The sequence below is a fragment of the Pseudomonas sp. B21-032 genome (assembly GCF_024748965.1).
Classification (GTDB): domain Bacteria; phylum Pseudomonadota; class Gammaproteobacteria; order Pseudomonadales; family Pseudomonadaceae; genus Aquipseudomonas.
The window spans coordinates 2,702,198-2,714,326 of record NZ_CP087180.1 but is presented as its reverse complement, the minus strand read 5'-3'; the positions used below and the strand labels follow the sequence as shown (position 1 = coordinate 2,714,326).

Genomic DNA, 12,129 nt, shown 5'->3' with positions numbered 1-12,129 from the left:
CACCTGACATGCCGATAAAAACCAGTATCAAGCGTGCCAGCGGTTGGCTGTACCTCAATTCCCCCAAGGGCCGCAGCCAGTTGCGCGGCGCCGGGGTGATCCTTATGCTGCACCGGGTGCTGGCCGACGACGACAGTGCCGCCCTGCCGCACCGCAATGAACTGTGCGTCGGCCCCCAGGCCTTCGAACGCCTGCTGCGCTGGTTGCAACGCCACTTTGACTGCGTGCACCTGATGGACCTGCTCAAGGCCCACGAACACCCGCGCAGCGGCAACCGGCCGAAAGTGGCCCTGACCTTCGACGACGGCTGGCGCGACAACGCCCTCAATGCCTTCCCGCTGCTGCAGCAATACCAGGTGCCGGCGAGCATCTTTTTGTCCACCGACTACATCGGCAGCCGCCAGCGCTTCTGGTGGGAGAGCCTGGGCGAAACCCTGTGGGGCACCCATGGCGAAATCTCCCGCCGGGCGCTGATCGAGCAACTGCGCAAGATCGGCCGGCCACTGCCGGCCGCCTACTTCATGAACGAGCGCCCACACGCGCGCAGCCAGGCCCTGGGCAAATACCTGCAAAGCCTGAAAAGCCTGAGCCCGATGGCCCTGCATCACCTCACCGACGCCTGCCCGGCTGAATCCCTGCCCCAGGCCCTGGACTGGAACCAGGTACGCCACCTGGAAAACTCCGGGCTGATCAGCTTCGGCCCCCACGGCGCCAGCCACGCGCTGCTGCCGGGCCTGGACGACCAGTGCCTGGAAGAAGAACTGAGCCGCAGCCACTACGCCCTGCAACAGGGCTGCAAACAGCCGCTGCCGGTGTACTGCTACCCCAACGGCGACCACGACGCGCGGGTGCGCGAGCGCCTGGCCGCGCACCGCTACCCCTTTGCCCTGAGCACCCGCGCCGGGATCTGCCAGGGCCATGACGACCCCTTGGCCCTGCCGCGTATCAGTGTCAGCCAGCGCAGCGCCAGCCGCCCTTCGCTGTTGGCCTGGCGCATCAGCCGCGGAGGCCGCCCATGAGCCGCAGCCACTACGTGCGCCACCTGCTGCTGAGCATGGGCACGCGCCTGGCGATGATCGCCCTGCGGCTGATGCGCAACGTGCTGCTGGCGCGCATCCTGGGCCCCAGCGAGCGCGGCCTGTTCGCCCTGCTCAGCACCCTGCCCGACCTGATCAGCGCCGCCACTAGCGGCGGGCTCAACACCGCCGTTGGTTACCAGGCGGCCAAGCAGCGCAGCATGGGCCTGCTGCTCAGCCAGGTGCTGATCTACGGCTGCCTGGTGGCCGGCGCCTTGACCCTGGTCTGCGTGGCCCTGGCCCGGGAGTTCGGCACTGAACTGGAAGTGACCACCCAGCTGGGCCTGCTGGCCTGGCTGTTGCTGCTGGCGGTGCCGCTGACGGTGCTTAAAAGCGGCCTGCTGACCCTGCACAACGCCACCGGCGGGGTTGGCGCCTTCAACGCCCTGCGCCTGACCGAGTCGCTGGTGCCGCTGCTGCTGTTTGTCGGCCTGTTCTGGATGTGGCAGCACGCGGCCCTGGAAGCGGCGCTGATCAGCTGGCTGCTGGGCCTGAGCCTGGTGGTCATGCTCGGTTTGTACTGGCTCGGCCGGCAGCACTCGATCCGCCTGTGCTGGGACCGCAGCGGCCAGCGCGAGCTGCTCTCCTATAGCGCCAAGAGCCACCCGGACTTATTGTTCCAGCAGGTGATTCTGCGCTCCGACTACCTGTTCATCAGCGCCATGCTCGGCAGCGCCGCGCTGGGCCATTACGCCATGGCCAGCGCCGCCGCCGAACTGCTGCTGATCGTCCCTGAGGCGGTGACCACACCGCTGATGAAACGCCTGCTGCAGCAGGACGCCGGCATGGACAAGCTTACCCCGCTGGCCCTGCGCCTGACCGCCACAGTGATGCTCGGCGCCTGCCTGAGCATGGCGCTGATTGGCGAGTGGCTGATCGTCACCCTGTTCGGCGCCGAGTACCAACCGGCCTATCCGGCGCTTCTGGCCTTGCTGCCGGGGCTGTTCGGCCTGTGCTATGCGAGCATCCTGCGCCTCGACCTGCTGGGCAAGAACCGCCCCGGCACGGTATCGCTGATGATGGGCCTGGGCGCGGCGCTGAACCTGCTGCTCAACGTGCTGTTGATCCCCACCTATGGCATCGTCGGCGCTGCGGCGGCCTCATCCATCGCTTACCTGGCGGTGACCCTGGCGATGCTGCTGTTGTACTGCAAGCTCAGCGGCGTGCCGTTCTGGCAAACCCTGCTGGTACTGCCCAGCGACCTCGCGCCGCTTCGGCAGATGCTGCAACGGCGGCCGGCATGAAAGCCCTGGCCCTGGTGGTGAGCGGCGTGCTGGTGAGCGCCACGCTACAGGCTGCGCCCCTGCAATGGGGCGACTTGCGCGATGGCAGCCTGTACCTGCAAGCGAGCAAGGCCGACACCGTCACGGTCAGCTGGCAACCGGCCTGGCAGGCCGAGGCCAACCCCGAGCGCATCTTTTTGCTCGACGGCCAGGGCTACTTGCAGGCCGAGCGCGCGATCGAGGCCAATGAAAGCCGAGGCTGGGTGCAATGGCCGCTGGCGGCGAGCGCCAGCGACTACCAGGTGGAAATCCCCGGCTACAGCTTTCGCCGTTACCGCATCGAGCATGCCGACAGCACCCGGGCGCTGTTCGCCCCGGCCAAGGTGCACTTCAGCGCCGAAGTCGGGCCCAATGTCGAGCTGTACTTCAAAGTGCCCGCGGGCGAGAAAGCCACCCTGGCCGGCAAATATCATGGCGGCGTACGCAGCCTGCAGGTGCAGCGCCTGGGCGACAGCCAGCAACTGAGCCTGGCGCTCAAGCCCTACCCCGCCTATTGGCAGTTCGATCGCCTGGCGCTGCCGCAGTCGAGTAAAGAGCAGACCTTCCGCCTGCAACTGCAAGGCCGTGGCAAGGTGGCGTTCTGGCTCGACGGCAGCGCCAACCTGTTCGCCCAGCAGCCCGGGCAATTACGCCCGCTACACAACAGCGACGGCAAGGTCGCGCTCAGCCTTGGCCACACCGTACTGGGCCGCACCCCGGACCTGGGCGTCAACCTGCCCTATGTACTGCCGCCGCCATCGAGCTACGCCGTGCTCGATGCCCTGCAACCGCAAGCAGCCGGCTACTACAGTTTCGCCGACCTGCTGGCACGCAAGCCCGGCTATGAAACTGCCTTTCGCAGCTTTTACCAGCAACGCTACAACATCAAACAGGACATCACCCTGCTGGCCGGCACCGGCCGCGAATCGGTACTGGCCGCCGACCGCATCCGCAACGACGGCCTCGACGACTGGCTGAACACCACCCGCAAGCTCGGTGGCAACACCCTGCACTACCTGGCCTTCGCCGACGAACCGAACCTCAACTACAGCGACTACCCCACCTTCAGCCGCTACTTCCAGGCCATGGCCGAGCGCGTGCAACGCAGCCCCGGCGCCCGCGAAGCCGGGGTGCGCATCGCCATGCCGGCAAGCTCGCGACTGGTCAACGGCCCGCTGCACAGCGACAGCGAAAAGCGCATCGGCCTTGACTGGGCACAGCGCCTGCTCAAGGAGCACGGTGCGCAGATCGACGCCCTGGCCTGGCACGAATGGATGGTCCGCGACCTGCTGGCCACCCGCAGCTACCGCGACTCGGTGCGCCAGGCCGCCAGGCTGGTCGGCCTCGATGCCCAGGGCCGGCCGAACAAGGCGCTGCTGCTGGACCAGACCAACCTCTCCAGCGGCTCGAGCCTGAGCCCCTACGACCAGGAAACCCACTTTACCGCCCTGTGGTGGGCCTCGGTGGTGATCAACGCCTCCCAGGACGGCCTGCTCGACATGCTCAACTGGTTCCACGTCGCCGACGAGCCCGAATGGCCCAAGGGCATGGTCCGGGTGCTGGGCGAAAACCGTTTTGAACTAAAGCCCGTGGGCCTGGCCCAGCAGTTCATCCAGCAGCACTGGCTCGACCAGGTGCTGGCTCTGGACAACGACGCCTTCGAAGTCGACGCCCTGGCCATGGCCCGTGGCAAGCAGCGCAGCCTGTTGGGGGTGAACAAGGGCGAGCGCCTGCAACAGGTGACCCTTGCCACCGAACAACGCTGCGCTGCAGGCGCCCTGAGCTTTTTCGGCCCCGACAACAGCACACGCCGCGCGCAGTTTGTCTGCGAGCAAGGCCGTATCCATTTTCAATTGCCAGGGCAAACCTTGTTCGCCCTGACCTGGAGCGCGTCATGAACGCGCACCTCACCTGCCAGAAACAGGAGGCACCATGAGTGCTTTGAGCAAGATCCAGGATCGCATCCAGCGCAAAGGACTGCGTAATACCATCAACGCTGGGGTCAAGCGCTACCTGTTCTACCATTGGGAGCTGCTGTGGATGGAGCGCGACCTGGTCAGCCCCGTGCCGCCGCACAAACTCAAACCCTACCCGCCGCTGCGGGTCGAGCCGATCACCGTGCACAACGTACGGGCCTTCGCCAAACACTTTGGCGACCGCATCGAGACCATGCGCGAGCTGGCCGCCGAGGGCCACACTGGGCTGATGTTCCTCGATGACGCGGGTGACGTGGTGGCATTCATCTGGGGCAGCCTGCGCCACTACCACGACCGCCACTTCTACGGCTGCTGGTTCCCGGTCGAGCCCGGGCAGTTCTTTGAATTTGGCGGCGAGCTGGCGCGCAAGTACTGGGGCACCGAGCTTTCGGTCGACCTGCAGCTGGAGCTGTGGAAGGCCATGGCCGCCCAGGGCTGCGACACCGTGGTGGACGTGTGCGAAAGCCACAACATCCCGGCGCTCAAGCTGCACCTGCGCATGGGCTATAAGGAACAAGGACGGGTGATGAATGTGTACTGCCTGTTCGGCCGCTGGAAGTTCTACCGCGAAACCCGCTATAGCGAGTCGCGCCTGGAGCCCCTGCGCAAACCTGAAGCAAGCCCCGCCCCGGCCACGGTGACTTGAACCCATGAGCCTTGAACTGCAGTGGTACCCGTCGCTGGCGGCGGCGGACTTCCCCGCCGCCGACTACGAACAACTGCGCCAGCAACTGGCCGACAGCACGCCGTTCAACCACCTGGGCTGGCTGCTGGCGGCCGAAGCGTCACTGATGGCCGGGCAACAACTGCAGGTGCTGGTGGGCCGCGACCAGGGCCGGTTGTGCCTGTGCCTGCCGCTGGTACGCGGCACTGAGCGCTTCGGCCCATTGACGGTGCAGGTGGTGCGGCACCTGGGCTACCCGCTCAGCGACCGCATCGCCCTGCTCTGCGATGTGCCGGCCAAGGCCGCCGCTCAAGTGCTGCGGGCGATCCGCAAGCAACTGCCCCATGCCCTGCTGCAACTGGACGAAGTGCCCGACGGCGCGGCGGCCCACAGCCTGCTCAGCCGCTGGGCGCGGCGCAGCTCCACCCATGAACAGCGCCTGAATTGCCGGGTGCCGGTGCACCGCATCGTGCCCGAAGACCGCCAGGAAATCAGCGGCGACCCGCGCTACAAACTGCGCCGCGCGCGCAAGCGCATTGCCGCCTGCGGCGCCCAGGTACGCAGGGTTACCCCGGATGCCAACACCATCACGCCACTGCTCGATGCCATCAGCGCTGTCGAAGAGCTCAGCTGGAAAGGCGACGACGAGGTCGGCATCTTCTCTGGCCGCCTGCGCCGCCAGTGGATGTACCAGGCCTTCAGCGCCCTGGCGGCCCAAGGCCTGGTGCGCATGGTGCTGCTGGAGCTCGACGGCCGCTGCATCAGTTACCGCCTGGGGGTGTTCGAGCGCGGCCGGGTGTACGACTACAACCTGGCCTTCGTGCCCGCCTATGCCGAGCTTGGCAGCGGCCGGGTGCTGCTCGAGGAATGGATTCACTGGGGCCTGGACGACGGCTGGGAGTGGGTCGACGCCTCGCGGGTGAGCCTGCACAACTCCAGCCACCAACTGCACGAACGCATGAGCGGCGCCGTTGAACACCAGCGCCGAAGCTTCTACAGCTGGCGTCCCAGCGGCCTGGCCCTGGGCCTGGCCCTGCGCCTGTGGCAACGCTTCAAGCCACAGTTGCAACGCCTGCGCCAAACACCCTCGGCCACCCCCGCCGAGCCCGACTCGCCACAGGAGAACCCGGATGCCCTCACAGGTCATAGTCAACGCTGACGACTTCGGCCTCAGCGCCCACACCAACGCGGTCATCCTGCATGCCTTCCAGGCCGGGTTGATCAGCTCGGCCACGGCCATGGCCAACATGCCGGCCTTCAGCGCCGCCTGCAGCCTGGCGCAACTGCCGGCCTTGCGCGGGCGTATCGGCCTGCACTTCAACCTCACCTACGGCCGGCCGCTGAGCCAAGCCATTCGCCAGCAGCCGCGCTTCTGCGCGCCCAATGGCGAATTCGACCTGCGCCTGAAGCAACGCACCCTGCGCCTGAGCCGCGCCGAGCGCGACGCCGTTGAGCAGGAACTGCAGGCGCAGTGGCAACACTGCCTGAACCAGGGCCTGATGCCCAGCCACCTGGACTCGCACCAGCATGTGCACAACATCTGGCCCATTGGCGTAATCGTCGCCCGCTTTGCGGCGCGCGAAGGCGTGGCGGTGAGGTTGGCGCGTAATCTTGGGCATAACATCGGGCCGCTGAAGCGGGTGTTCAAAACGTTGCTAAATAGGCGCTTGAAGCAGTTGGCGGGGGCGACGGCGGATTATGTGTGTACGCCGGCGGATTTACGCGCGGGGTTAGCGCCGGCGGATGGGTTGCTGGAGGTGGTGGCGCATCCGAGTGCGTTGGGGGGGCATGATTTTGGGGATGCGTATTTGGGGAGTGGGGAGTCGTTGAAGGCGTTGGTGGAGTTAAGGTTGGGGGGGGTGCCTAGGGTTGGGTATGGGGTGCTTACCGGGGGACGAACTGTGCTGGCCCCCTCTTAAAATATTTGAGCGTAAACGGTCAGCGAATAGATTTTGCGCTGATTGGTTTGTACCCCCGGTGAGACGTCCAGTCACTGAAAGCGAGTGTCTTTCATCCTTATAGAGCAGGATCCAAGACATTCTCGCTTTCAGCCATTGCTCAGACCTTTAGCTGTCGAGCTTCGACTCCATCTAGCAATGCGTCCATCAGAGCGCTGGCCATTTCAACAGAGTGTTGCGAAGACCATACAAAAGCACGTCCTTCATTATCTGTATGCTTAACGACCTGCGAAATCGTTGCGCTCGCACATTTCAGGTATAGGACTGCATGCACTAGAGCATCTTCTGCACAGATCCCGGCTCGCACATTGAAAAGTGGTGGATGATCCGGACAACTTTTGACACTAGTCTCTAAGGTCTCGACAAGATGAAGTGATGGCGGATCAGGTACTGGTTTTTTCATCGATAGGCTCCTGGTTGAGTTGACTGGAGCTACCACGCACTCGTCGCCAAACGAGATAAGGTGGCAGCTGTACGCGGGTTGGCGAACCGGATCAACGCAGGAAACCCCGGCAGGGCATAAGCCCTCCCGCATACAGCCACCATAAAGGACAAACGGACACTAAAACGCCCGCCCTTCATTCAGGGGCATATCTGCATATAGATTCCGGGTCGCCAAACCCGATCACCAAGTTTTCAGTGACCGAGCGAGCCTAGTTTGAATATACAGAGCAAGCAAGAGAATGAAGGTGACAGAAAGCGTAGGATAATTCCTAAGAACCATTTCAACTAGCTTAAAATGTCGTGAGGAAGGAATTTTCAAGTAGAACTGTGAATTTTTCTTATTTCCAACAGCAAAGATTTCAGCCGATTCACAGAGAGCAGACACTCCGAAACCAGTGAGAGTGAGAGTTGAAGCCTATCTGCCTAATTTTTCTAAATAAAAAAGTTGCAGCCTAGCAAATTGTGACTCAGCTTCGAGCCGAAGACTCTCGACGTCATCCTCAGCAAGCCTTCCTTTCGAATCGCTATATCTACGCATAGAATTCATAGCATTCAGATATAAGGTTTGGTCACTCAATAACTGAATCGCATCATACGGATCTATGGCCGGTGCTCTGTCGTTTCGCATTTCTTCTACTCCGCCCAGGTTACATGTAGATCGAGTATAGAAAAAGGCGAGTGAATTGCTACCGCATGTCACCCGATATTCAACTCCTTTGAACTCATCGAACCAAAATGCTGAGATCCACCTTTTTTGATTCCAACCAGCTATCAAACTCGGCCACCGGCATCGGCCGGCCCATCCAGAAGCCCTGGCCCTGATCACACCCGGCATTGCGCAAAAACGCATACTGCTCGGCGGTTTCGATGCCTTCGGCGGTGATCTTGAAGCCCAGGGCGTGGCCCAGGTCGATGATCGCCCGGGTAATGGCGGCGCCGTCGTCGTCTTCGGGCAAATCCTTGATGAAAGCGCGGTCGATCTTCAGGTGGTCGATCGGCAGCATCTTCAGGTACGCCAGCGACGAATATCCGGTGCCGAAGTCGTCCACTGCGGTGGTCACGCCCAGTTCCTGCAACTGCGCCAGGACTGCGCAGGCGTGCTGCTGGCTTTCCATCAGCAGGCTTTCGGTGATCTCGACTTCCAGCAGGGTCGGCGCCAGGTCATAGCGTTTGAGGGTGCGCCTGAGGCTGGCGACATAGTCGCTGCGCTCGATCTGCAGGGCCGCGACGTTGATTGCCACCGGCCCCGGCAGGCGGTCGGCGGCGCGCCAGGCGGCGATCTGCGCGCAGGCAAGATCCAGCACTTTCTCGCCCAGGGGGATGATCAGCCCGGTGCGCTCGGCCAGCGGGATGAACTGCGCCGGCGACACCAGGCCGTGCTCGGGGTCACGCCAGCGCAGCAGCGCCTCGGCGCCTTCGACGCGGCCGCTGAACAGGTCGATCTTGGGTTGGTACCAGAGCTCGAATTCATTGTGCTTGAGCGCCCGGCGCAGGTTGTGCTCCAGGTCCAGGCGCTGCTGCAGGCGCTGGGTCATTTCCGGCTGGTACAGGCGGTAGGCATTGCGCCCGCTCTCCTTGGCCGCGTACATCGCGGTGTCGGCGTGGCGCAGCAGGCGGTCGGCGCTCTGCCCATGTTCCGGGCACCAGGCCAGGCCGATGCTGCCGGTCACCAGCGCGGCGTTGCCCTTGAGGTCAAACGGCAATTGCAGGGTTTGCAGCAGGGCCTGGATACGCTCGATGCAACGGTCATCCGGCCCTTTGAGAACAAAGGCAAATTCGTCGCCACCCAGGCGGCACAGGCAATCCTCAGGCTCGATGATCTGCATGAAGCGCGCCGTGGCCTGTTGCAGCAACAGGTCGCCCATGGCGTGGCCGAGGCTGTCGTTGATCTGCTTGAAGCCGTCGATGTCGAGCACCAGCACGGCCAGGCGCTGGCCCTGGCTGATGGCGTCGAGCAACTGCTGCTGAAAGCGCAGGCGGTTGGGCAGCCCGGTAATGGCATCGAAATGCGCCAGGCGCTCCAGTTGCGCCTGGGACTGCTTGAGTTCCAGGTTGCGCAGGTTGATCAGGTGGTTGCTGCGGTTGAGCTGGGCGACGAACACGCTGAACAGCCCGGTGCAGGTCAGGGCAAACAAAAACAGCGGCGAGGCGAACAGGCTCATCGACGGCCAGCCGCCCAGGGGGCTGGCCGCCAGTTGCCAGAGCCCGCCGGGCACATCGACATTGACCGTCACCGGGTGCTGTTCGAACAACTGCGGGTCACCCCAGATCACCGCGCCCGCCGGGCCCTGGCCGTCGGCGCCGCGCAGGGCCAGCTCGAAGCCCGGGTCCAGATCGAGCCCGGCGGTGCTGAGCAAGCGGTCGATATCGGCAACAATCGAGACATTGCCCCAGTACAGGTTGACGCCCTTGTGGCCCTTGAGGAACACCGGGCGCCGGTAGATCAGCCCGCGCCCGCCCTGCAGCAACTGCACGGGGCCTGCCAGCACCGGGCTGTAGTTGTCGCGGGCACGCTGCAGCAGCGGGTACTGGTCGGGCAGCCGGCGGTAGTCCATGCCCAGCACGCCCTGATTGCCATTGAGCGGGTAGACGTCGGCGATCACATCGTTGGGCGCCAGGGAAACATGGCGGATGTGCGGCACCGAGGCGATGGCCTGGCGGGCCATGTCGTGAAAATGCTCGGGGCTGATTTCGCCATCGGCACTCAGCAGTTGGGCAATGCCCTCGGTCTCGCCGAACGCCGAGCGCAACTGCGCCTCGATGCTGGCGCGCACGCCCGACAGGCGCGCGCTGGCATTGGCGATCACCTCGGCTTCCTGGCGCTGCACGTCCAGGCGCCCGAGCACCACCGACAGGCCGATGCCGATCAGGGCAAAACCTACGGGCAGCAGGCGATTGAGGGTGGTGCGCAGGTTCTTCGACAGGACCGGATTGTCATCAAGGGCGAGGATTCTTGTGCTCATAGGTCCGTAATTCGCATCGCATTACTGCTTTATCGGCGCCGGCGGCGCATTGTTTAGCCAGGCTGGCTTTTTTTAGCGCGCTGGCGTTATGCTCAAACTGAAACGTTTCACCCATTACAGAAAAAGAGGTGCTGCGCCCATGGACCGTCTGCTCGATTCGCTGTTTCCCACCGCCAACGAGATCCCTGAGGCGTACCGCCTGGGTGAGCCGCTGGTGCAACGCGAGTACCTGGTCAACGGCCAGTTGCAGCAATGGGACGGGCCGCTGGCCACGGTGCGCAGCCCGGTGTGGCTCAAGGAGGGCAATGAAGAACGCCAGGTGATCCTCGGCAACACGCCGCTGCTGGACGCCGACACCGCCCTCACCGCCCTGGACGCCGCCGTGCAGGCCTATGACAAGGGCCGCGGCGCCTGGCCCAACATGCGCGTGGCCGAGCGTATCCAGCATGTCGAAACCTTCCTGGCCAAGATGCGCGAACAGCGCGCGGCGGTGGTCAAGCTGCTGATGTGGGAAATCGGCAAGAACCTCAAGGACTCGGAAAAAGAGTTCGACCGCACCTGCGACTACATCGTCGACACCATCGGCGCCCTCAAAGAGCTGGACCGCCGCTCCAGCCGCTTCGAACTGGAGCAGGACACCCTCGGCCAGATCCGCCGTGCGCCGCTGGGCGTGGCTTTGTGCATGGGCCCCTACAACTATCCGCTGAACGAGACCTTCACCACCCTGATCCCGGCGCTGATCATGGGCAACACCGTGGTGTTCAAGCCGGCCAAGTTCGGCGTGCTGTTGATCCGTCCGCTGCTTGAGGCCTTCCGCGACAGTTTCCCGGCCGGGGTCATCAACGTTATCTACGGCCGTGGCCGCGAGACCGTCAGCGCGCTGATGGCCAGCGGCAAGATCGACGTGTTCGCCTTCATCGGCACCAACAAGGCCGCCAGCGACCTGAAAAAACTCCACCCGCGCCCGCATCGCCTGCGCGCAGCCCTGGGCCTGGATGCCAAGAACCCGGGCATCGTACTGCCCGAGGTTGACCTGGACAACGCGGTGAACGAGTCGGTCACCGGCGCGCTGTCGTTCAACGGCCAGCGCTGCACGGCGCTGAAAATCCTCTTCGTCCATGAAGACGTGGTCGATGAATTCCTCGATAAATTCCAGCGCAAGCTGGCCGCGCTCAAGCCAGGCATGCCCTGGGAGCCGGGCGTGGCCCTGACGCCGCTGCCCGAGGCCGGCAAGATCGATTACCTCAATGGCCTGGTGGCCGATGCCATCGACAAAGGCGCCAGGGTCATCAACGAAGGCGGTGGCGCCAGCCGTGGCTCGTTCTTCTACCCCGCCCTGCTATACCCGGTGAATGCGCAGATGCGCGTGTACCAGGAGGAGCAATTCGGCCCGGTGGTGCCGGTGGTGCCTTATCGCGACCTGCAGACGGTGATCGACTACGTGCTCGATTCCGATTTCGGCCAGCAACTGAGCATCTTTGGCACTCATTCGGCCGAGGTCGGCAGGCTGGTCGATACCTTCGCCAACCAGGTCGGGCGCATCAACCTCAACGCCCAGTGCCAGCGCGGCCCCGACACCTATCCGTTCAACGGGCGCAAGAACTCGGCCGAGGGCACCCTCTCGGTACACGACGCCCTGCGGGTGTTCTCGATCCGTACGCTGGTGGCGACCAAGTTCCAGGACAGCAACAAGCAGTTGATCAGCGACATCATCCGTAACCGCGAGTCGAGCTTCCTGACCACCGATTACATTTTCTGACTGCCGCTCGTCCAGCGCCGCGACTTT

The 12,129-nt window shown here is 63.9% G+C and carries 9 protein-coding genes; 7 read left to right on the top strand and 2 right to left on the bottom strand.

What is annotated here, in order from left to right; all coding sequences use genetic code 11:
* Positions 1-8: 8 nt before the first annotated feature.
* Genes LOY54_RS12395 through LOY54_RS12370 form a run of 6 tightly spaced genes read left to right on the top strand, consistent with a single transcriptional unit; the run spans position 9 to position 6,897 of the window.
* Positions 9-1,019, top strand: a complete 1,011-nt coding sequence (locus tag LOY54_RS12395) for a polysaccharide deacetylase family protein (RefSeq protein WP_258610553.1) — start codon at positions 9-11, stop codon at positions 1,017-1,019.
* The gene (locus LOY54_RS12390) at positions 1,016-2,320 is read left to right on the top strand and encodes an oligosaccharide flippase family protein (protein WP_045198756.1); all 1,305 of its coding nucleotides are present in this window, start codon (positions 1,016-1,018) and stop codon (positions 2,318-2,320) included. The genes LOY54_RS12395 and LOY54_RS12390 overlap by 4 nt, the downstream gene beginning before the upstream one ends.
* Positions 2,317-4,236, top strand: a complete 1,920-nt coding sequence (locus LOY54_RS12385; protein WP_258610552.1) for a hypothetical protein — start codon at positions 2,317-2,319, stop codon at positions 4,234-4,236. The genes LOY54_RS12390 and LOY54_RS12385 overlap by 4 nt, the downstream gene beginning before the upstream one ends.
* A 34-nt stretch (positions 4,237-4,270) precedes the next feature.
* Positions 4,271-4,960 (top strand): N-acetyltransferase, encoded by a 690-nt coding sequence (locus tag LOY54_RS12380; RefSeq protein ID WP_258610551.1) that lies wholly within the window; start codon positions 4,271-4,273, stop codon positions 4,958-4,960.
* A 4-nt stretch (positions 4,961-4,964) separates the two neighbouring features.
* A complete protein-coding gene (locus LOY54_RS12375; RefSeq protein ID WP_258610550.1) occupies positions 4,965-6,137 on the top strand; it encodes a GNAT family N-acetyltransferase in 1,173 nt (390 codons plus the stop codon).
* Positions 6,109-6,897, top strand: coding sequence for a carbohydrate deacetylase (locus tag LOY54_RS12370; RefSeq protein WP_258610549.1), 789 nt, complete (start codon positions 6,109-6,111; stop codon positions 6,895-6,897). Before LOY54_RS12375 ends, LOY54_RS12370 begins: the two co-directional genes overlap by 29 nt.
* Before the next feature lie 139 nt (positions 6,898-7,036).
* On the opposite strand, the gene LOY54_RS12365 is transcribed toward LOY54_RS12370, so the two are convergent.
* Both LOY54_RS12365 and LOY54_RS12360 read right to left on the bottom strand, forming a co-directional pair.
* Entirely contained in the window at positions 7,037-7,339 is a 303-nt protein-coding gene (locus tag LOY54_RS12365; protein WP_082075459.1) for a DUF6124 family protein, read from the bottom strand.
* Between the two features lie 763 nt (positions 7,340-8,102).
* Positions 8,103-10,343, bottom strand: a complete 2,241-nt coding sequence (locus LOY54_RS12360) for a bifunctional diguanylate cyclase/phosphodiesterase (RefSeq protein ID WP_258610548.1) — start codon at positions 10,341-10,343, stop codon at positions 8,103-8,105.
* A gap of 139 nt (positions 10,344-10,482) precedes the next feature.
* On the opposite strand from LOY54_RS12360, the gene LOY54_RS12355 reads away from it, so the two are divergent.
* A complete protein-coding gene (locus tag LOY54_RS12355; RefSeq protein WP_258610547.1) occupies positions 10,483-12,102 on the top strand; it encodes an NADP-dependent glyceraldehyde-3-phosphate dehydrogenase in 1,620 nt (539 codons plus the stop codon).
* Positions 12,103-12,129 lie beyond the last annotated feature (27 nt).